The organism is Mesorhizobium sp. M6A.T.Cr.TU.016.01.1.1 (assembly GCF_003952585.1).
GTDB classification, from domain to species: Bacteria; Pseudomonadota; Alphaproteobacteria; order Rhizobiales; family Rhizobiaceae; genus Mesorhizobium; species Mesorhizobium mediterraneum.
The window spans coordinates 2,366,870-2,388,124 of sequence record NZ_CP034452.1 but is presented as its reverse complement, the minus strand read 5'-3'; the positions used below and the strand labels follow the sequence as shown (position 1 = coordinate 2,388,124).

Here is a 21,255-nt window from a genome sequence, read left to right as displayed (position 1 = left end):
CCTGGATATCGGCAGGAACAAAGCTCAGATGCGCGCGGCACCAAGCAGTTCGTCGACGAGGGCGCTGCGGTCAGCCTGCTCTAGGAAATCCTCATTCGCACGCAGCAGATTCATTCTCAGGAAGTTGAAAATGTAATCGTAGTCGTTGGTCAGGAGATTGGGGTGGATCGGGACCATCTCGAAAACCGTTCGCGCCAGCGGCTCGGGGATCTCGCGCACCGGCCGCGGCGGGCCGATCTGCGTGGCGGCGAGGCGCTGACGTGTGAGCTCGGCGGCGTCCTCCCAGAAAGTGGCGGGCGAGCCCTCCGGAACGGCATATTTGGAGAAGCTTGCCAGGGCCACTTTTTCCAGCGCCGCTGGCAGACCCCGCTGGCGCAAGCCGGCAGTTTCGCGCAGCGCGCCCTCCACCATTTCCGCCACGATGGCATAGCACGCAGGGTAGGCGCGCCAGCGTGAATGGTTGAGCGCCGCCTGGAACTCCTTCTCGCTGAACAGCTTCTGCCAGTAGACCCCTGCCCTGACGCGGCAGAACTCGACGATGCTTTTCTGCGCCAGGAAGGCGGCGCGGGAATCCATGAAGTCAGCCAGTTCGCCGACGCTGCCGATCGGCTGCGGCTTGCGCAGGAACTCGGGCAACAAATCGTTCAGCAGGCCCATGGCGCTCTCCCTTCGGTTTTGTTTCCAACCGATGCTAACCGTTTAGCCTCCGCGACGCCGCACCGCCAGCCCTCTTACGCACCAAGTTCCTCTCACCGATTCTCCAGTCCTCCCACCGATTCTAAAGTCGTATGAACAGCAGCGGCAAGAAGTGTTACTCCTATAAAGTTACGGTCGGCTGATTCTATACCTGGCCGCAACATATGCCGGAGGACTTCCGTGCTAGCGGAAGAGGCAAGCTTTAAACGGCGCCTTGCGCTCGAGACGGTTCGCAAGCTGCCAACCAAGGGAGGTTCAACGCTATGGCGACGCCAGACCGCGTAAGTTATTGGAACAAGACCAAGAGTCTCATGTTCGTCATGCTGGGACTGTGGGTGTTCTTCGGTTACGTCATCCACATGTTCGTGGAGCAACTCAACACCATCGTCATTTTTGGCTTTCCGCTCGGCTTCTACATGGCCGCTCAGGGCTCGCTCATCGCCTTCGTCGTCATGCTGTTCTGGTTCGCACGGCGCCAGAACGCGATCGACGAAGAGCATCATGTCAATGAAGAATGATTGGGGGGACTTCAATGGCTAACACGACAGCGACTACGGCAGGCGGAGGCGATTTCACCTCCAACCTCGGCCGCATCTACGGCATCTACACCGGCGGCTTCATAGCCTTCATCATCCTGATGGCTATCTTGAGCGCCTTGGGTGTCGAAAACGTTGTAATCGGCTACCTGTTCATGGGCTTTACCATCGTCATCTACGCGGTGATCGGCGTCCTGAGCCGCACCATGCATGTTGGCGAATATTACGTCGCCGGGCGGCGCGTGCCGGCGCTCTACAACGGCATGGCGACCGGCGCCGATTGGATGTCGGCGGCTTCCTTCATCGGTATGGCCGGTTCGCTCTACCTGCTCGGCTATGACGGCCTCGGCTTCGTGCTCGGCTGGACCGGCGGCTACGTGCTCGTGGCCATCCTCGTTGCACCCTATCTGCGCAAGTTCGGCGCCTACACGGTTCCCGACTTCCTGTCGGCGCGCTATGGCGGCAATCTTGCCCGTCTGATCGGCGTGGTCGTTCTGTTCTCCTGCTCGTTCACCTATGTGGTCGCGCAGATTTTCGGCACCGGGCTGATCTCGGCCCGCTTCCTGGGAATCGACTTCAACGTCGCAGTCTATGTCGGCCTCGCCGGCATTCTGGTCTGCTCGATGCTCGGCGGCATGCGCGCCGTCACCTGGACGCAGGTCGCACAGTACATCGTGCTGATCATCGCCTATCTCATCCCTGTCATCTGGATGTCGACGGTGAAGACCGGCGTGCCGATCCCGCAATTGATGCAGGGCCAGGCGCTGGCGAACATCACCGCGCTTGAGACGGCGCAGGGCATCACGGTGCACCACATCACGCCATTCGTGCATGGTGGCTATGATGCCAAGAACTACTTCCTGCTGATCCTCTGCCTGATGGTCGGAACGGCGTCACTGCCGCACGTCCTGATGCGATACTTCACCACCCCGTCGGTGCGTGAGGCGCGCGTTTCGGTCGCCTGGTCGCTGCTGTTCATCTTCATCCTCTACTTCACGGCGCCCGCCTATGCGGCGTTCGCCAAGTGGACGATGCTCGACCTGGTGGCGTCCGGCCTGACGCCTGAAAACATCTCGGAGAAAGCCGGATGGATGATGCGCTGGGCCGCTGCCGACAATACGCTCGTGCAGATTTGCGGCAAAGCGGCGACAGACACCGCGGCGATCGTCGCTGCCTGCGCCGAAAAGGGCGTGACGGCACTTTCGTTTGCCGATATCAACCTCAACGCCGACATGATCGTGCTGGCCACGCCGGAAATGGCCGGCATGCCTTACGTCATCTCGGGCCTCGTCGCCGCCGGTGGTCTTGCCGCCGCGCTGTCGACGGCGGACGGCCTGCTGCTGGCCATCGCCAACGCGCTCAGCCACGACATCTACTACAAGATGATCGACCAGAACGCGCCGACGTCGCGGCGTCTGATCGTGTCGCGCATCTTGCTGGTTATGGTCGCGGTGCTGGCTGCTTACGTCGCATCGACCAAGCCGTCGGACATCCTGTCGATGGTGTCGTGGGCGTTCTCGCTTGCAGCCGGCGGGCTCTTCCCAGCCCTGGTGCTCGGCGTTTGGTGGAAGCGGGCCAATTCGGCTGGCGCTGTCGCCGGCATGATCGCTGGCTTCGGCATCACCATCTTCTATCTCGTCATGACGCAGTACGGCGCCGACTTCGACAAGGCGACGCCCAATATGGAACTGTGGTGGGGCGTGAAGAACATTTCGTCGGCGGCCTTTGGTCTGCCGGTGGGCTTCGCCGTGATGATCATCGTCAGCCTTCTCACCAAGGCGCCGTCCCGGGATATGCAGGATTTCATCGAGGAAATCCGTGTGCCTCGCGGCAAGCAGATGATGGAAGAAAAGATCGCCTGATCTCGCATAGCGATCGGCGCTCGAGGCGGGGTCCGGCGACGGACCCCGCTTTCATTTCGGGGGCGTCGCTGGCATAACGCGGCGCCGCCGCTCCTTGGAAAATCCACATGAACGATTTCTGGTCTTACTGGTATTTCCACCTACCGAATTTCATCCTTGCCGCGGTGATGTACACGCTGATGGGGCGTCTCCTGCTCGGCCTCTTCGTGCCCGAAAGCTGGGACAACTACATCTGGCGCTTCTTCAAGACCGTCACCGACCCATTCCTGCGGATCGTGCGGACCGTCACGCCGTCGATCCTGACCCAGCCGGTTGTGATCGTCTTCAGCGTGCTCTGGCTTATGGCCTTGCGCATCAGCTATCTCGTCTTGCTGATCAATTTCGGCATCGCGCCGATGACTTCACAGGGGGGTTGAGGCGATGGACAGAAACGCTCTTGTGCCTGTCATGGCGGTCGCAATCGTCAACGGTATCTTTTCGCCTTGGGTGCTGATGGTGTTCCTGTTCTATCCGGTTTGGTATCCGGCCTGGGCGCCCCCCCTAAGTCAGATCGTCTACATGGCAAGTGCGCTGATCCTGTCGACGATAACCATCATGCTCGCCGGCGTGCCGGCCGCGCTCTATGAGCGCTGGTCGGCGCAGCCCAGAAGCATCGTCGTTTCGTCTATCTGGCTTGCCGGCACGGTTTTGTTGACGCTGCCGGCGCTGCCGAATGTGGTGCGGGCGCTAAGCGGCGGCTGAGATTTCCCTTCGGCTCGGGTCGGATCAACCGGCTTTCAGCCAGCGGGCAGCGGCCGTGTCCTCTGGGCGCGTGTTGAACGTTGAAGGGGAAGCGGGGTTCCGGCCACGGCCATATTGCCGTGGTGTGCAGTTCATGACCCTCTTGAAGGCCGTGCTGAAGGCGCTTTCGGATTCGTAGCCGAGCGACAGGGCAATGACGGAAATTGGGTCGCTGGAATTTGCCAGCCTGTCCCCCGCCAACAGCATTCGCCAGTTCGTCAGGTACTCCATCGGCGACGTCCCAACCATCTCCTTGAATTTCAGGGCAAAGGTCGATCGCGACATGCCGGCACGCTCCGCCAGCTCCTGCAACGTCCAGCGATGCGCCGGATCGTCGTGCATGGCGTTGATCGCAGCAGCCATCTGTCTATCTGCCAGCGCGAAGAACCACCCAACGCCACCTCCCAGCCCTTCCGCCAGATGCAGGCGCAAAGCCTGAACCAGCATCATGTGGGCGAGGTGTTGCGCGACCAGGAAACCGCCCGGCTGCGGCTCGTGCAGTTCCTGCATCATCCGCTCCACCGACCAGCGCAGCGCCGCCTGATCCGTTTCTTTCCGGATATGCACGATGGGCGGCAGCATGCCCAGCAGCATGCCGGCATGATTGCCACTGACAGCGAAGCGGCTACCGACAAGAAAGAAATCACCGCCGCCATTATACGTCACGACGCCGCCAGCCCGCGCGGGGGGAAAAATCGTGCCGGCTCCGACAGGCGTCAAAGTCATGTCGCTTGCGAGGCGGAAAGGCCGCCCGCTCGGCAGCACGAAGCAGTCCCCCTTCTCCAGCCGCACCGCATCGGCAACACCTTCCACGGTGAGCCAGCACCCGCCGGAAACCACAGCGTAGCATTTGATAAGTTCGTGCTGATCGGAGAACTGGATTGACCAGTTTCCCCCTGCATCGAAGCCGGCGGACACATAACTGCGTGGCTTAAGCAGCGACAGCACATCTGAGAGCGGATCCATGGGCCTCCCGGACGATTGCGAAGATAATACGGACTTTACAGCATAGATCGCATTTCCTCAACAGGCTATTTTATAACAACGTCTCCGACAATGTGGAAACATCTGAAGTAATAATCAAATTCTTGAAATATTCATGATGGCATAGTCGTGGATGTCTACGGATAGAGCGGATAACGTTGCCATCATCACTGGAAGAAATCCGATGATTGCGCCGGTTAAGGGAACAATAGCCATGACAGCGTTCACGATCAATGGACGGGCGGTGGATCTCGCCGCCGAGCCAGATACCCCGCTTCTATGGGTGATACGAGAGCATCTGAAACTCACCGGCACCAAATTCGGTTGCGGCATCGCGCAATGTGGCGCCTGCACCGTTCATGTCGACGGCGAGCCGACGCGCTCCTGCATAACGCTGCTTCAGGACGTGGCCGGAATGGAGGTGACGACAATCGAGGGCCTGTCGCCGGATGCCAGCCATCCGCTGCAGCAAGCCTGGATCGCCGAGCAGGTGCCGCAATGCGGCTACTGCCAGTCCGGGCAGATCATGCAGGCGGCGGCACTCCTCAAGAGCAACCCCAACCCCACCCGCGATCAGATCGTCGAACACATGGACGGCAACATCTGCCGCTGCGGGACCTATGTGCGAATCATCAGCGCCATTCAACGCGCCGCACGGGAGGCCTGAGCCATGACCGAGACATTGCAGCTGCACACCAGAACGTTGTCGCGGCGCAGCTTCCTCATCACCGTTGGCGCCACCGGCATCGCAGTTGCGTTCGGAGGCCTGCTCCAGGATGCCTCGGGCGCCAGCATTGCGCCGACGGTCGAGGGCAGTTACCGGCCGAACGCCTGGCTGACCATCGCCGCCGACGGCACCGTGACCATCATGTCACCCGCATCCGAGATGGGCCAGGGCATCGTGACGACGCTGCCGCTGCTCATCGCCGAGGACATGGACGCCGATTGGCACAAAGTTCGCGTCGTCCAGGCTCCGTCCGACGCGGAGAAATACGGCAACCCTGGCTTTTACGGCGTGCAGCTCACCGGCGGCAGCGAATCCACGCGGGGCTATTACAAAATGTTGCGCCTGGTCGGCGCCCAGACCCGCAAGATCATCCTGGCAAGTGCCGCCGACATGCTCAACGTTCCGGTGAGCGAACTCACCACGGAGCCCAACCGGGTCGTGCACGCGCGGTCGGGCCGCCAGCTGGAGTATGGCGAGGTCGCCGCGGCCGGCGCGCTTCCGGATCTGCTGCCGCAGGCGACCGACGCCGATCTGAAGCCGAGCGATCAGTGGCGCTATATCGGAAATCTGACGGTGCCGCGTATCGACATACCCTCGAAGGTCGACGGCACCGCGATCTTCGGCATCGACGTGCAGCTTCCGGACATGCTGTACGGAGCGGTGCTGCGGGCGCCCGTTCAGGGCGAGCAGCCGGCAACCATCGACGATGCCGAAGCCAGGACCGTGCCGGGCATCACGCACATCGTGCCGCTGCCTTACGGCGTCGGCATCATCGGCGAAACGGTCGAGGCGACGAAGCGGGCCAAGGATCTGCTCAAAATCGTGTGGACCACGTCGTCGCGGATCCGCAATTACACCAGCGATCGGCTGTTGGAAGAGTATCGCCGCATTGGCCGCGACCTCGCCCAAACCGGCGTCAGCGCTGCCGCGGAGGGCGACGCACAGGCCGCGATCTCGAAGGCCGCAACTCTCATCGAGGTCGATTACATGAGCGACCATGTTCACCATGCGACCATGGAGCCGATGAACGCCACGGCGCTCGTGGCGGGCGATACGGTTGAAATCTGGGCGCCGACGCAAGGCCCAACAGGCACCCAGGGCTTTGCCGCGGAGGTGGCCGGCACCACCCCTGACAAGGTCAAGGTGAACACCACCCTGCTCGGTGGCGGTTTTGGCCGCAAAGCCGAGGCCGACTTCATCATCGATGCAGTGTCGCTCGCCAAGGCGGTGCAGGGCCGCCCGATCAAGGTCATCTGGAGCCGCGAAGACGACGTCCAGCACGGCAAGTACCGGCCGCTCGAAGCGCAACATGTGCAGGTCGGGCTCGACGGCGACGGCAACATTATCGGCTGGCGGCATCGCATCGTGGCGGATTCCATTTTTGCCCGCACAATGCCTCAACTGTTCGAGAGCGAAGGCGGCCACGACAGTGTGGTGACCGAGGGCGCCCATTTCAACTATGCCGTCCCTGCGCATCAGATCGAGTACATCCGTAGGGATAACGGCCTGGACATAGGCTTCTGGTTCGGGGTCGGGGTTGGCTACACCAGGTTCGGCATCGAATGTGTCATCGACGAAATCGCCACCGCCAAGGGGGTCGATCCTGTGGCGCTTCGGCTGGAGCTCCTGAAAGACCAGCCGCGGGCGCGCAAGGTCATCGAGACCGTCGCCCAGATGGCCGAATGGGACCGCCAACGCGACGGGCGGGCGCTGGGCGTCGCCTATTCCGATGCCTTTGGCTCCCACTGCGCTCAGATCGCCGAGGTCTCGCTTGACCGCGAGACCGGCGAGATCCGCGTGCACACCGTGTGGTGCGCTGTCGATCCGGGGACAGCGGTACAGCCGCGCAACATCGAAGCGCTGATGATTACCGGGATCACAGGCGGCGCCAGCCATGCGTTGTTCGAGCAGATCAACATCGTCGATGGCGAGGTGCAGGAAACGAACTTCGACACCTATCGGGTGATACGCATGTCCGAGGCGCCCGATATCCAGGTCACCGTGATTCCAACGCCCGAGAATCCGATCGGGGGCATCGGCCAGGTCGGCCTCCCGCCGATCGGTCCGGCGATCGCCAACGCGGTGGCGCGGCTCACCGGCGGCGTACGGCTCCGGCACTATCCGTTCCTGCCGGAGCGGGTGCTGGCGGCGCTCAACGCCTGAATTGGGAGGTGCTCACCCTCGCCCTCGTTGCGCTCATGGCGGTCGTCTGGATGATTCAAGCGACCGCCATCGACCGGGAACGCGAGGGCGATCTATCCCGTCGATCGCGAAATGCGGTCACGACACGAAGTGAGAGATCCATATGATCGTCGTCACCACACCTACAGGCAGCATCGGCCACCAAGTCCTCGAGATTCTCCTCGGCAGCGGCGAGCCTATCCGGGTGATCGCGCGCGACCCCTCCCGTCTGTCCTCGCACACACGCGAGCGCGTCGAGGTGGTGCAGGGGTCGCACGGCGACATCGGCATCGTCAACGAGGCGTTCGCTGGCGCCGACGCCGTGTTCTGGCTGGTGCCCCCAAACGTCCACGCCGAGAACGTCGAGGCAGCCTATGTGGATTTCAGCCGGCCGGCATGCGACGCGATCAAGAGCCGGGGAGTGAAACGGGTGGTCGCGGTGTCGGCCCTTGGCCACGGGACGGCGGTGGCCGGGAAGGCCGGACATGTGTCGGCGTCGCTGGCAATGGACGATCTGATCGCGAGCACGGGCGTGAGCTACCGGGCGCTGACGATGCCTTCGTTCATGGACAACATCTTGCGCCAGGTGGTGCCGATCAAGAACCAGGGCATGTTCTTCTGGCCAATCTCCGGGAACCGCAAGCTCCCTACCTGCGCCACCCGCGACATTGCCGCTGCCGCCGCCAAGCTGCTGCTCGACCCCACCTGGAGCGGACAAGACCGTGTCCCAATCCTCGGCCCAGAGGACCTGTCCTTCAACGACATGGCGCAGATCATGTCGCAGGTGCTGGGAAAACCAGTACGCTTTGAGCAGGTCTCCTTCGAGGCATTCAGAGCGGGTTTCATCGAACGCGGCGCCTCCGAGGCTTTCGCGCAGGCCATGGTCGACATGCTGGAGGCCAAGAACGAGGACCTCGATACCGCCGAGCCGCGTACTCCTGAGTCCACCACACCCACCAGCTTTCGCCAATGGTGCGAGGAGGTACTGAAGCCCGCAGTCGCCAGCTAAGGACCCCGCATTTCGCCTGGCTGTCAGCGTTCTTCCCGGCGAAACGGTTTGAGCAACGCCGAAGGAGCGACGGCGTTGCGAGACATCACCGCCATGGCGACGATGGTGAAGATGAAGGGCAGCATCAGGAACGTCTCATAGGGGATATGGCCGAGTCCGCTCGCCTGCATGCGCAACTGCAAGGCATCGACGAAGGCGAACAGCAGGGCCGCCCCTGCCGAACGCCAGGGATCCCAGCGGCCGAAGACGACGAGCGCGATCGCCACCCAGCCGCGCCCTGAAACGAGGCCGAAGGTGAAGGCGTTGAACTGCACCATCGACAAGAAAGCCCCGGCCAGCCCCATCAAGGCGCCGCCGAGAATCACCGCCTGGAAGCGTGTCGCAATGACGCTGACGCCGGCCGAGTCGGCGGCGCGCGGATTTTCGCCGACCATGCGCACCGACAGGCCCCACGGTGTGCGGTAGAGCACGAAGGCAGCCAGGGGAACGGCAAGGATCGCCATGTAGACCAGCGAAAACTGGTTGAACACCGCCGGCCCGAGCACCGGGATGTCGGAGAGAAAAGGAATCGGCAGCGTTTCGAAACTCTTGATGCTGGGCGGCACCGATTGCTGGCCGAAGATCAGCCGGTAGAGGAAATAGGCAAGCCCCGATGAGAACAGTGTCACGCCGATGCCGCAGACATGCTGGCTGAGGCCGAGCGCTACCGTAAACAGCGCATGCACGGCACCCATCAGCGCACCGGTGACAACTGCCGCCAGCACGCCGAGCCACAGGCTGCCGCTGAGGCTGGTCGCGGTGAAGCCGGTCATCGCCGACAACAGCATGATGCCTTCGATGCCGAGATTGAGCACGCCGGCCCGCTCGGAGAACATCTCGCCCAACGTCGCAAAAGCCAAAGGCGTGGCGATGCGGATGATCGCGGCGAGGAAGCCGACCTGAAAAATCTGCTCGAGCACCACGCTCATTTGGCTGTCCCCACGCGGCGGATGCGGTAGGCGGTGAACAGCAGTGCCACCAGCATGGCAAGCAGCGCGGTTCCCTGGATGACGTCGCTGAGGAAGGCCGGAACGCCGGTGGCCCGCGACATCGCCTCGGCACCGGTCATGACGGCGGCGAGGAAGAGCGCCGCCGGTATCACGCCAAGCGGATTGAGCCTCGCCAGCATGGCGACGACGATGCCGGAATAGCCATAGCCCGGCGAGATGTCGCTCATCACCTGGAAATGCACGCCGCCGACCTCGCCGACGCCGGCAAGGCCGGCGAGCGCGCCCGACAGCAGCGCCGTCGAGATCAGCACGCGCTCGACATGGATACCGCCATAGCGCGCCGCTTCGGGGTTCTCGCCGATGATCCTGATCCTGAAGCCGAGCGTCGTGCGCGCGATCAGGAACCAGATGACCGGCGCAGCAAGGAACGCCGCCACGACCCCAAGATGCAGCCGCGTGCCTTCGAGCAGTACCGGGAAATTCGCCGAATCCTCGATCGGCGGCGAGATCGGGTAGCCGCTGAAACTGTCTTTCCACGGACCCTCGATCAGCGCCATCAGGGCATAGAAGATGACCGAGTTGAGCAGCAGCGAGCTGACCACGTCATCAACCCTGAATTTTACGCGCAGCGTCGCGGGAATAAGCGCGACCGCAGCGCCGGCAGCCGCGCCCGCCAGGGCCATCAGCAGCATGGCGAGCAGCCCCGGCATCGGGATGGCGCCGACCGCGCAGCTCGCCACCGCGCCGGCAAGCAACTGCCCCTCGGCGCCGATGTTCCAGAATTTGGCGCGGAAGGCGACGGCGACGGCAAGTCCGGTGAAGATCATCGGCGTTGCGCGCACCAGCGTTTCGGTGATCGCATAGCTGTCGCCGAGCGACGCCGAAAACATCACGCCATAGGCCTCGATCACGCCGGCGCCGGCCAGCGCGATCAGACCGCTGCATAACACCAGCGCTGCCCCGATCGCCAGCAGCGGCAGAGCGAGATTGAACCAGGCGGGCGTGTTGGTGCGGGCTTCCAAGCGGAACATCAGCCGTGACCCTCCGCCCCGGTCATCATCAGGCCGAGCCGCGCGATGGTGGCGTCGGCGCTGGCGAGCGTGCCGACGATGCGTCCCTCGTACATTACCGCGATGCGGTCGCAGAGCATGAGCAGCTCTTCGAGATCCTCGCCGAGGACGATGATACCGCAGCCCTTGGCGCGCATGTCGAGGAACTTTTCGTGGATGAAGCGCGCCGCGCCGATGTCGAGACCGCGCGTCGGCTGCGACACGATCAGCACCTTTGGGTCGAAGGCGAGCTCGCGCGCCAGCAGCGCCTTTTGCAGATTGCCGCCGGACAGCGCTCCGGCCCGTGTCATCGGCCCGGGGCAGCGTATGTCATAGGCCTTGATCTGCGCCTCGGCGAAGGCGCGGATCGCGTCGGGCCTGAGCAGGCCGTTGCGGCTGAACGCGTCGGTGCCGATGCGCGGCAGCACCATCGAATCGGCGAGCGGCAGGTTGGTGACCAGCCCGGTCGTCATGCGGTCTTCCGGAATGCGCCCGAGACCGAGCGCCTGCACCTCGCGCGGCGAGAACCGCGAGACAATTTTGCCGGCTATGGTCATCCGGCCGGCATCGGGCGCACGAACGCCGGAGATCACCTCGGCCAGCGCCCGCTGGCCATTGCCCGAGACACCGGCAATGCCAAGGATCTCACCGGCTCGCACAGCAAGCGACACGTCACGCAGCGCCATGCCGGAATGCCGCGACGTCGAGATATCGTCGAGCGTCAGCACCGCGGCACCCGGCGTCGATGGTCCCCTGGCCGGCGGAACGATCTCGTGGCCGCACATCAGCCGCGCCATCTCCGAGGACGTCGTGCTGGCAGGCGCGTCGACACTGCCGGCAACGCGGCCATGCCGCAGCACCACGCAGCGATGGGTCAGCGCCCTGACCTCGTTGAGCTTGTGCGAGATGAAGATGATGCCGAGGCCCTGGGCCGCCATCGACCGCAGTGCCGAAAACAGCCCGTCGACCTCTGTCGGCGCCAGCACCGCCGTCGGCTCGTCGAGGATCAGCAGCCTTGCGCCGCGAAACAGCGCCTTGACGATTTCGAGACGCTGCTGCTCGCCGACCGAGAGTGCCGAGACGGGAAGGTCCGGATCGAGCGTGAGCCCGTGCTGCCGGCCGATCTCCCCCAGCCGCGCCAGCCCGCCGGCGCGATCGATCCGGCCCGACTTTCCGGGAATGCCGATCAGCAGGTTTTCCAGCACCGAAAGCCGCGGCGCCAGATGGAAGTGCTGGTGCACCATGCCGATGCCGGCGGCAAGCGCATCGGCCGAACTGTTGATCGTCACCGGACGGCCCTGAACCAGGATCTCGCCGGCATCGGGCGCATAGGCGCCGAACAGCACGTTCATCAGCGTCGTCTTGCCGGCGCCGTTTTCACCCAGCAGCCCGAGAATTTCACCGGGTGCCACGCTCAGATCGACGGCTTCGTTTGCCTTGACGGCGCCGAAGCTCTTGGAGATGCCGCGCATTTCGATGAGTGGGGCGGGCCTCGGCACGGGTGCTCCTGATCGGAATTGGCTCTACGATTCAGCTTTGATCGACGGGATGCGCCGCACCCCCCTCTGGCTTGCCGGCCATCTCCCCCTCAAGGGGGGAGATTGGATGTCACTTCGGCTTTCGCAAATCGTCAACGCTGAAGAAAAGGCGCTGTCCGCGAAGCTGCAAATCTCCCCCCTTGAGGGGGAGATGGCCGGCAGGCCAGAGGGGGGTGCGACAAGCGCCAGATCCCCAAAAAAGACAGCGCTCTAATCCGAAACCGGCGTGTTCTCGTCGACATCGACGCGGAAATTGCCGTCTAGGATTTCGGCCTTCCTCTTCTCGACCAGCTCCTTGACGTCAGCAGGCAGCGTCTTGTCGAACTTGTGGTAGGGCGCCAGAAAGGAGCCGCCCTTGGCCATGCGCGAGAAATCGCCGTAATCCTGCGCGGTGAAGACACCCGCCTTGACCAGCTTGATCGCGTGCTCGACCGTCGGATACATGTCCCAGACCGGGCCGGTGATCACCGTGTCCGGGCCGAGGCTCGACTGGTCGGACATGTTGGAGATGGCGAGGATTTTCCTCTCGACCGCCGCTTCGATGACGCCGAAGCGTTCGGCATAGATCACGTCGACGCCGGCGTCGATCTGGGCGATCGCCGCTTCCTTTGCCTTCGGCGGATCGAAGAAGGAGCCGATGAAAGCGACCTTCCTCTTGATATCAGGATTGACCTCCCTGGCACCGGCAAAGAAGGCGTTGACCAGCCGGTTGACCTCAGGAATGCCCATCGCCGCGACGGCGCCGATCGTGCCTGATTTCGACATCTTTCCGGCGATCAGGCCGGAGAGATAGGCCGGCTCGTGGATCCAGTTGTCGAAGACTGCGAAATTCGGCTCGGCCGGCCCGGCGCCGGAGCCGAACAGGAAGGCGACCTTCGGGAACTGCTTGGCGGTTCGGCGGGATTCGCGCTCGGCGGCGAAAGCATCGCCGAGAACCAGCTCATAGCCGCCTTGCGCATATTCGCGCATGACCCGGCTGAAATCGGCCGATTGCACCTTCTCCGACCATTTGTATTCGATGCCGAGTTCCTTCTCGGCCCTCTGCAGGGCGACATGGATCTGGTGGTCCCATGGCTCCTCGATCGGCGTGGCGAAGATCGCCGCCACCTTCAGCTTCTTGTCCTGCGCCAAGGCACTGCCCGGCAGCATGGCTGCTGCCAAGCCTAGCGCGCCCAGCTCCAGCACATTGCGTCGCGAAAGTCCTTCGCGTTTCGATTGGATTTTGCTCTTCCCATTTTCCATTGCATGCCCCTCTGATTGACGCCGTGTCGAGCCGGCTGTTTCTTTGAATTATCAGCGAGGGAACTATGGAACGGCGTCCGACCTTTGTCCACATGGTCAAATTTGCCGGGAAGCTGCAGCTGGCCGCGCCTCGTGGCGGCGACCGTTGATTGCAGTTTGTTTTACAGCCTTTCCAGCGCCACGGCGATGCCTTGGCCGACGCCGATGCACATGGTGGCGAGCGCATAGCGGCCGCCGCGCTCGCGAAGCTCCAGCGCCGCGGTGCCTGATATGCGCGCACCCGACATGCCGAGCGGGTGGCCGAGCGCGATGGCACCGCCATTCGGATTGACGTGCTCCGCGTCCTCGGCAATGCCGAGTTGGCGGAGCACGGCGATGCCCTGGGAGGCAAAGGCTTCGTTGAGCTCGATGACGTCGAAATCTGTTGGCTTCAGGCCGAGCCGGGCACACAGCTTCTGCGTCGCCGGCACAGGACCGATGCCCATGATACGTGGCGCCACGCCGGCGGCCGCGCCTCCAAGAATGCGGGCGATCGGCGTCAGGCCGTATTTCTTCACCGCGGCTTCCGAGGCAACGATCAGCGCAGCGGCGCCATCGTTGACGCCCGAGGCATTGCCGGCCGTGACCGTGCCGTCTTGCCGAAACGGCGTCGGCAATTTCGCCAGCGCCTCGAACGTCGTACCGGCGCGGGGATGCTCGTCCTTCGAGACGATAACCGGATCGCCCTTGCGCTGCGGGATCGTTACGGGAGTGATCTCTTTCGCCAGCCGGCCATTGGCTTGCGCGGCGACCGCCTTGTCCTGGCTGCGCAGGGCGAAGGCATCCTGGTCCGCGCGGGAGATGGCGTACTCTTTTGCGACATTCTCACCGGTCTCCGGCATCGAATCGACGCCATACTGCTTCTTCATCAACGGATTGACGAAACGCCAGCCGATGGTGGTGTCGTGGATCTCGGCATTGCGCGAAAACGCCGTCTCCGCCTTGGGCATGACGAAGGGAGCGCGGCTCATCGATTCGACGCCGCCTGCTATCATCAGCTCCGCCTCGCCCGCCTTGATGGCGCGCGCGGCGATGATGACGGCATCCATGCCCGAACCGCAGAGGCGATTGACGGTCGAACCCGAAATCTCCTTGGGCAGTCCGGCGAGCAGTAGCGCCATGCGCGCCACATTGCGATTATCCTCGCCGGCCTGGTTGGCGCAGCCATAGACGACGTCGTCGATACCAGCCCAGTCGATGCCGGGGTTGCGCTCGACCAATGCCCTTAGGGGTATCGCGCCAAGATCGTCGGCTCGGACCGACGCCAACTGCCCACCAAAGCGCCCGATCGGCGTGCGGATGTAGTCGCAGATATAGGCCTCGGCCATCTATGCAGCTTTCTCTTTTCCGGTTTCCTTATACGCCGCCCTGCTACGGTCCCGCCCGCTTTCGCTCAGTGCTTGATACGGTCGCGCATCGCATACCAGAGCATGCCGAGCACATAAAGCGGACCGCGCAGCGCCGTGCCACCAGGAAACGGCATTGGCCTCAGCGTCGAAAACAGATCCAACCGCGAAGCGTCGCCGGTGATCGCCTCGGCGAGCAGCTTTCCCGACAGCGTCGACAGGATCACGCCCTTGCCGGAATAACCATGCGCAAAATAGACCTCGCCATAGTGGCCGACATCCGGCAGGCGCGATGTCGTCACCGAGACGAGCCCGCCCCAGGCATGGTCGATGCGGCGACCGCGCAATTGCGGAAAAGTGTTTTCCATATGCGGCCGCACGAAGCCAGCAATGTCGGCTGGCGGCGACGGCGTGTAGCGCTCGCCGCCACCGAACAGCAGGCGGCCATCCGCCGACAGCCGGTAGTAGTTGACCACGAAGCGCGTGTCGGAAACGGCCACATTGCTTGGGATGACGTCGCTCGTGTCGTCCAGCGGCTCGGTCGCGATGATGTAGTTGCCGACCGGCATGATGCGGCTGTTGACGCGCGGCTCGAGCCCCTGGAGCAGGGCGTCGCCAGCCAGCACGACATGCCTAGCCCGGACCGAGCCCTTGGCCGTCGAAACCCGGATGGAAGGTTGCCGCTCCAGCCGCAGCGCCACCGAATTTTCGTGGATGGTGACGCCCGCCGCTGCCGCCGCGCGGGCAAGACCCAGCGTATAGTTCAGCGAATGCATATGGCCGCCGAGCTTCTCGTACATCGCGCCGTGATAGGGCGTGTTTACCATTCCGCGCGCCTGCGCTGCCGACAGCATCTCGATGTCATGAAAATTTATCACGGTGGCAAGGCACTCGGCCTCTTCTTCGAGGTCGCGCAGGTCGGAGCTATTGACCGCACCGGCGAGGTGGCCGGTCAGCCGGAGGTCGCAATCGATGGCGTGGCGCTCGATCAGGTCGAGCACCAGCCCGCGCGCCTCGAAGGCGAGGTCGAACAGCGCCCGCGCCCGTTCGGGCCCATAAAGCTTGACCAGACCCTTGGCGCCCTTGCGCAGGCCGGGGATGATCTGGCCGCCATTGCGCCCGGACGCGCCCCATCCGATCTTGCCGCCCTCCAAGAGCACGACCTTCAGCCCGCGCTCGGCGGCATGAAGAGCCGCGGACAGGCCGGTGCAGCCGCCGCCGACCACCACCAGATCGGCGTCAACGTCGCCTTGCAGCGCCGGATGATCCGGAGCCGGATTGGCCGTCGCGACATAATAGGACTTGCCGATATCCAGGCCGGAGTTGAAGCCCATCATCAAACCTTGAGCAGCAGATGGTCGCGTTCCCAGCTCGTGACGACGCTCTGGAACAAGTCGAGTTCGACGCTTTTGACGCGCAGATAGGTCTGGAAGAAATCCTCGCCGAGCAACTCCCGGACCGGACTGCACGCGGCGAAACGGTCGAGCGCCTCCTCCATGGTTTTCGGCAGCGTGCTCTTGCTGCGATAGGCGTTGCCCGATGCCTCTGGCGAGCGCGAGAGCTTTTCCTCGACGCCGAGATAGCCGCAGAGCAGCGAGCCGGCCATCGCCAGATAGGGATTGGAATCGGCGCCGGGCAGCCGGTTTTCCACCCGACGGGCGGCGCGCCCACCGGCCGGCACGCGCAGGCCGCAGGAGCGGTTGTCATGCGACCACTCGATGTTGGCCGGCGCGCTGTGGTTCGGCCGGATGCGGCGGAACGAATTCACGTTCGGTGCAAACAGCGGCATCACCTCGGGAATGTATTTCTGCAGGCCGCCGATGAAATGCCCAAACATATCGGTGTCGGCATCATCACGCCCGGCAAACAGCGTATTCCCGGCCTCGTCGATGACCGACATGTGGAGATGCATGGAGCTGCCGGCTTGTGCTGCGATCGGCTTGGCCATGAAGGTTGCATGCATGCCGAATTCCTGTGCGGCCTGGCGCGTCAACCGCTTGAACAGCAGCACCTTGTCGGCCAGCGGCAGCGCGTCGCCATGCAGGAAATTGATCTCGAGCTGCGCCGTGCCCGATTCATGGATCAGCGTGTCGAGCGGCAGCCCGGCCTTTGCGGCGTAGTCGTAGAGTCGCTGGATCACCGGCTCGAACTCCTCCAGCGCCGCCATGTCGTAGGGGTGCTGCACGGTTTCGGAGCGGCCATTGCGCCCGACCGGTGCTGTCAGCGGCCGATCAGGATCGGGATTGGGCGCGGTCAGGTAGAATTCGAGCTCAGGCGCCACCACCGCCCGCCATCCGCGCTGGCGATAGAGATCAAGCACGGCCCTTAGGACATGACGCGGCGAGGCCATCCACGGCCGATCGTCCATGTGAAACGCATCGGCAAAGACATAGGCTCTGCCTGCTCCGGCGCCAGGCGCAAGGCAGAGCGTCGCAACATCCGGCACCATCCGCATATCGGGGTCCTGGTAGCCAAAACCCTCGTCGTTGGAACCGGAATAGCGGCCGTCGATGCAGACCAGGAAGGCGCTGCTCGGCAGATAGAGCGCGCGATCCTCGAGTGACTTCAGCAGCTTGGCCGTCGGCAAGGTCTTGCCGCGCAACACGCCATTCACGTCCGGCACCAGGCACTCGACTTCCCTGATCCCCTGCTGCTCCAGCCATCCTTTCGGATCCTCCATTGGGGTCATTTCAGGTGCATCCGTTGTTGTGGTCTTGAGCATCAGGTCACGTCCTTACAAGGGCGAGAATGGCTTCGGCGGCGGCGTCCGTTCCCGGCGCCCGTGCCATGGTGGCGGCATTCTCCTTGAGACGAAAGCGCATTTCGCCGTCGGCCATTAGGCCAAGGATGGCATTTTCAAGTTCATCGTCGCTCCAGCCATCGCGGCTGAGGTGGCGGCCGACGCCGGTTTCCTCGGCACGTTGCGCATTGTCGTGCCCGTCCCAGCAATAGGACATGATCAGCGACGGCACGCCGAAACGCAGCGCTTCGCAAAAGCTGTTGTTGCCGCCGTGATGGATGAAGAGGTCGGATTTCGCAACAACCGATGGCTGCGGAAACCAGGCATCGAGATAGACATTGTCCGGAACCGCGCGATAGGTGTCGCGCAGACCGCCGACATTGACGATGAAGCGGGCCGGAAGCCGGTCGAACACGGCGAGCATGCGCTCGATCAGCCCGACATCCATGGCGCCCAGGCTGCCGAAGCTGAGATAGACCAGCGGCCCGTCATTACGCGGAAACACCGGCACATCGAACGGCCCTTCCGAGCGGACGCAGCCTTCGAGATAGACGAAGCGGGCCGGGTCGAGCGGCTCGGCGCGTTCCCGCCGCACGATCGTCGGGGTCAGCAGCAGATTGAGGTCGGGCGAAGCTTCGAGAAAAAGACCCTTCGGCAAGGACGCAAGATCGGCATCCGCCCGAAGCCGGTTGAACCGGTCATGGGCCGGAGCGACCGCTGCCAGATAGCGGGCCTCGAAGGCCGCGCGGCTCGGATCGTCGGCGGCGAGACCGGACAGATAGGGAGGCACATCGGGGTCGGGCAACTCGGTCTCGGCGCAGGAGACGACGCGCACCCATGGGCAGCCGGCGGAAGCCAGCGCCGGAAACATGATGACATTGTCGAGCACGACCGCGTCCGGCTTCAGCCGCGCCAGCAATTGGCGCAGCGGCGCCTCGGCATTGACGGCGGTGTCGACAATCGCTTCCCAGGTCGGGGCGACGTAGGTCTCGAGCTGGTCGATCGGGCTCAGCCTGAAATGCGGCAGATGCCGGCGCACGAAAGCCTGCCAATAGCTCTGGCGTTCGCTGTCGGTCAGCGGCTCGTCGGTCGGCAACTGGTATTCCTGAAAACCATAGTCGGCAAACACGCCGGAGAAGCCGGCATGGCAGATGAACACCGGCCGGGCGCCACGAGCGCGCAAGGCCTGCGCGATGCCGACGCAATTGAGCGCCGCGCCAAAGCTCGCTTCGGGAAACAGCGCGATGGTCGGGCTGGCTTTGCGCGTCACTATGGTCCTCGTCAAGCCGGCCGGCTGATCATGCCGAACAATGCGGGGGCCCCGCGACTGGCCGCCTGCGGCCGCTGGCTGCGGGAAAGCCGCAAGTGGACGCGAAGCAGGTCGGCCGCAACCTCATACTGCCGGCTTTCCAATTGGTCGAGTATGGTCAGGTGCTCGCGCAGCGACTGCTTCAGCCGGAAGACGTTGACGCCGGCATAGGTCCCTGGCAGCCGGCGCAGCCTGAGATGGTCGGACAGCGCGTCGGTGACGAACCGGTTGGCGGCGCCATCGGCGATTAGGCCGTGAAAGTCGATGTCCAGGCGCTGGAACTCTTTGGTGTCGAATGCGGCATCGGGCAGCGACAGCAGTGCTTCCATGCCCTGGCGCAATGCCGCCGCGCGGGTCCCGTCCAGCCGGAAGCCAGGCGCCAGAATGGCGGCAGGTTCGAGCAGCAGGCGGAACTCGTAGCTTTCCCCTTGTGCCTCCGGATCATCGGGCGCCCGCCTGAACAGCCAGGACTGACCCGGCGCGCGGTCCAGAAGATTTTCATCTGTCAGTTTCTTTAACGCTTTTAGTACCGTCTTCCGCTCGGCATCATACCGCCGCATCAGCGCGCCGATGGTCACCGTCTGATCCAGCCGGCGCGCCGACCGATCACGCAGGATCATCTCCGCGAGCTCGTCCTCCTCGGTAACAGGCAGATCGGTGGCAAGAGTCGCCTGGCTGGTTAGGTCCACCGCAAGGCGGTAGCCCGATTCAGCCTCCCAGCGCACGACGCCTTTTTCGGTGAGCAGGCGCAATGCGGCCCGCACCGGAGTCCGCGAAACGTTGCAGAGAGACGCGATCTGCTGTTCCGGAAGATGAGCACCGGCTTCGAAGCCGCGTTGCCGGGCCACATCCAGGATGCGCTGAGCGAGATCGAGATGGTTGGTGCGCGGTCGTCTGGCAGCGGCTTGCATGGCGATTTCTCATGAACGGACTTGACCGCTGCGGCTTGACCGATCGCCCTTGCAGACACAATCGGCCAGGTTTCGCAGCGATTTTCCAAATTATGGATTGACGTACTTTTTTCTGCAATAGTACTGTCAGGTCAATCGGCAATAAAAAGACCGGGGAACAGGATCGAAGCGGCGGCATGGTCGCAAGCGCTGGTCCGACGATTGATTGAATTCGACGATCAACCAGAATGGGAGTCTGTCATGACCGCCTCAACCCGCCTGCGCCATCCGTTAAAGATATCTTCGATTGCGCTTGGCCTCGCCCTGGCGCTGTCGGCGCCGGCTTCTGCCGCCGACCTCGTCATTTCCAACTGGGATGGCTACATGGCGCCGGATGCCATGGCCGCCTTCAAGGCCGCGACCGGCGTTTCCGGTGAGGTCGTCGTCCACGCCACCAATGAGGAGATCATGGGCAAGCTCGTCGCTTCGGGCGGTAAGGGCTATGACGTGGTCTTCGTCTCCTCGCCCTTCGCCGAAGTGCTGAACAAGCTCGGCCTGATCGAGACGATCGACCACGCCAAGATCCCCAACCTCGCCAATCTTTATCCCGAGGCGGCGAAGCTGCCGCACGACGCCGGCAACAATTTCTCCGTGCCTTACACCTGGGGCACCACCGGCCTCTGCTACCGTTCGGATCTGGTCAAGACCGAGCCGGCGAGCTGGAACGATCTTCTCGCCCCATCCGATGCGCTCAAGGGCAAGACCACCATGCTGGCGACCGACCGCTGGCTGCTTGCCGCCGGCCAGCTCGCCAAAGGCTATTCTGTCAACGAGACCGATCCGGCCAAACTCGCCGAGGTCAAGGACCTGCTGATCTCGGCCAAGAAGACCTTGCTCGCCTATGACGACACCACCTTCTATTCGAAGCTGGTCTCGGGCGAGGCGCTGATGGTGCAGGCATGGGATGGCTGGTGCAATTATGGCATCGCCGAGAAGCCTGAGATCAAATACGTCATCCCCAAGGAGGGTTCGGACCTGTGGGTCGACACGATGGTGGTGATGAAGGCGTCAGCCAACAAGGACGCCGCGTTCCAATTCATCAACTTCATGCTGGACGCCAAGAACCACGCCTGGGCGGCCCAGAACATCGACTACAAGGTGCCAAACAAGCCGGCCATGGAAAGCCTGCCGGCCGATTTCCTTGCCAAGTTTCCCAATATGGGCATGCCGGTGGCCGAGCTCGTCAAGTTCGAGCAGTTGCGTGACGTCGGCGACGCCCAGCGCGACTATTCAAAGATCGTCAGCGAGATCAAGGCCGCGCAGTAAAATCGATTACTG

19 protein-coding genes are annotated in these 21,255 nt (G+C 63.3%); 8 read left to right on the top strand and 11 right to left on the bottom strand.

The features are described from left to right. Window positions 1–24: 24 nt before the first annotated feature. On the bottom strand, window positions 25–657 hold the full coding sequence (locus EJ075_RS11355; RefSeq protein WP_126104411.1) for a hypothetical protein: 633 nt from the start codon (window positions 655–657) through the stop codon (window positions 25–27). 302 nt (window positions 658–959) lie between these two features. Between EJ075_RS11355 and EJ075_RS11350 the strand changes: the two genes are divergently transcribed. The 4 genes from EJ075_RS11350 to EJ075_RS11335 all read left to right on the top strand — a co-directional run bounded on the left by EJ075_RS11350 (window position 960) and on the right by EJ075_RS11335 (window position 3,835). Beyond that, window positions 960–1,214 (top strand): DUF4212 domain-containing protein, encoded by a 255-nt coding sequence (locus EJ075_RS11350; RefSeq protein ID WP_095484984.1) that lies wholly within the window; start codon window positions 960–962, stop codon window positions 1,212–1,214. 14 nt (window positions 1,215–1,228) lie between these two features. Continuing rightward, window positions 1,229–3,094, top strand: a complete 1,866-nt coding sequence (locus EJ075_RS11345) for a sodium:solute symporter family protein (protein WP_126104410.1) — start codon at window positions 1,229–1,231, stop codon at window positions 3,092–3,094. 107 nt (window positions 3,095–3,201) lie between these two features. Next, complete coding sequence (locus EJ075_RS11340; RefSeq protein ID WP_095484982.1) at window positions 3,202–3,510, top strand: YggT family protein; 309 nt, start codon at window positions 3,202–3,204, stop codon at window positions 3,508–3,510. Window positions 3,511–3,514: 4 nt separating this feature from the next. Beyond that, complete coding sequence (locus EJ075_RS11335; RefSeq protein WP_126104409.1) at window positions 3,515–3,835, top strand: hypothetical protein; 321 nt, start codon at window positions 3,515–3,517, stop codon at window positions 3,833–3,835. A gap of 24 nt (window positions 3,836–3,859) precedes the next feature. Here the strand turns inward: EJ075_RS11335 and EJ075_RS11330 are convergent, their stop codons facing one another. Beyond that, a complete protein-coding gene (locus EJ075_RS11330; RefSeq protein ID WP_126104408.1) occupies window positions 3,860–4,840 on the bottom strand; it encodes an AraC family transcriptional regulator in 981 nt (326 codons plus the stop codon). A gap of 232 nt (window positions 4,841–5,072) precedes the next feature. On the opposite strand from EJ075_RS11330, the gene EJ075_RS11325 reads away from it, so the two are divergent. The 3 genes from EJ075_RS11325 to EJ075_RS11315 all read left to right on the top strand — a co-directional run bounded on the left by EJ075_RS11325 (window position 5,073) and on the right by EJ075_RS11315 (window position 8,775). Continuing rightward, window positions 5,073–5,525 (top strand): (2Fe-2S)-binding protein, encoded by a 453-nt coding sequence (locus EJ075_RS11325; protein WP_095484979.1) that lies wholly within the window; start codon window positions 5,073–5,075, stop codon window positions 5,523–5,525. A 3-nt stretch (window positions 5,526–5,528) separates the two neighbouring features. After that, entirely contained in the window at window positions 5,529–7,748 is a 2,220-nt protein-coding gene (locus EJ075_RS11320) for a molybdopterin cofactor-binding domain-containing protein (RefSeq protein WP_126104407.1), read from the top strand. A 142-nt stretch (window positions 7,749–7,890) separates the two neighbouring features. Further along, window positions 7,891–8,775, top strand: a complete 885-nt coding sequence (locus tag EJ075_RS11315; RefSeq protein WP_126104406.1) for an NmrA family NAD(P)-binding protein — start codon at window positions 7,891–7,893, stop codon at window positions 8,773–8,775. Between the two features lie 23 nt (window positions 8,776–8,798). Here EJ075_RS11315 and EJ075_RS11310 read toward each other — a convergent pair whose 3' ends face one another. The 9 genes from EJ075_RS11310 to EJ075_RS11265 form a co-directional block, all read right to left on the bottom strand. Then, the gene (locus tag EJ075_RS11310; RefSeq protein ID WP_126104405.1) at window positions 8,799–9,743 is read right to left on the bottom strand and encodes an ABC transporter permease; all 945 of its coding nucleotides are present in this window, start codon (window positions 9,741–9,743) and stop codon (window positions 8,799–8,801) included. Continuing rightward, on the bottom strand, window positions 9,740–10,795 hold the full coding sequence (locus tag EJ075_RS11305; RefSeq protein WP_126104404.1) for an ABC transporter permease: 1,056 nt from the start codon (window positions 10,793–10,795) through the stop codon (window positions 9,740–9,742). Before EJ075_RS11305 ends, EJ075_RS11310 begins: the two co-directional genes overlap by 4 nt. Beyond that, window positions 10,795–12,285 (bottom strand): ABC transporter ATP-binding protein, encoded by a 1,491-nt coding sequence (locus EJ075_RS11300; protein ID WP_126107312.1) that lies wholly within the window; start codon window positions 12,283–12,285, stop codon window positions 10,795–10,797. The genes EJ075_RS11305 and EJ075_RS11300 overlap by 1 nt, the downstream gene beginning before the upstream one ends. A 276-nt stretch (window positions 12,286–12,561) precedes the next feature. Continuing rightward, the gene (locus EJ075_RS11290) at window positions 12,562–13,593 is read right to left on the bottom strand and encodes a BMP family protein (protein ID WP_126104403.1); all 1,032 of its coding nucleotides are present in this window, start codon (window positions 13,591–13,593) and stop codon (window positions 12,562–12,564) included. A 161-nt stretch (window positions 13,594–13,754) separates the two neighbouring features. Then, window positions 13,755–14,960, bottom strand: a complete 1,206-nt coding sequence (gene pcaF, locus EJ075_RS11285) for a 3-oxoadipyl-CoA thiolase (RefSeq protein WP_126104402.1) — start codon at window positions 14,958–14,960, stop codon at window positions 13,755–13,757. A gap of 65 nt (window positions 14,961–15,025) precedes the next feature. After that, on the bottom strand, window positions 15,026–16,315 hold the full coding sequence (locus EJ075_RS11280) for an FAD-binding oxidoreductase (RefSeq protein WP_126104401.1): 1,290 nt from the start codon (window positions 16,313–16,315) through the stop codon (window positions 15,026–15,028). Then, the gene (locus tag EJ075_RS11275) at window positions 16,315–17,700 is read right to left on the bottom strand and encodes a glutamine synthetase family protein (protein ID WP_164547079.1); all 1,386 of its coding nucleotides are present in this window, start codon (window positions 17,698–17,700) and stop codon (window positions 16,315–16,317) included. Before EJ075_RS11275 ends, EJ075_RS11280 begins: the two co-directional genes overlap by 1 nt. Before the next feature lie 4 nt (window positions 17,701–17,704). Next, entirely contained in the window at window positions 17,705–18,988 is a 1,284-nt protein-coding gene (locus EJ075_RS11270) for a glycosyltransferase (RefSeq protein ID WP_126104400.1), read from the bottom strand. A gap of 11 nt (window positions 18,989–18,999) precedes the next feature. After that, on the bottom strand, window positions 19,000–19,938 hold the full coding sequence (locus tag EJ075_RS11265) for a GntR family transcriptional regulator (RefSeq protein ID WP_126104399.1): 939 nt from the start codon (window positions 19,936–19,938) through the stop codon (window positions 19,000–19,002). Window positions 19,939–20,178: 240 nt separating this feature from the next. Here EJ075_RS11265 and EJ075_RS11260 point away from each other — a divergent pair, with 240 nt between their 5' ends. After that, window positions 20,179–21,243 (top strand): spermidine/putrescine ABC transporter substrate-binding protein, encoded by a 1,065-nt coding sequence (locus EJ075_RS11260; RefSeq protein ID WP_126104398.1) that lies wholly within the window; start codon window positions 20,179–20,181, stop codon window positions 21,241–21,243. The last annotated feature ends 12 nt before the right edge of the window (window positions 21,244–21,255 follow it).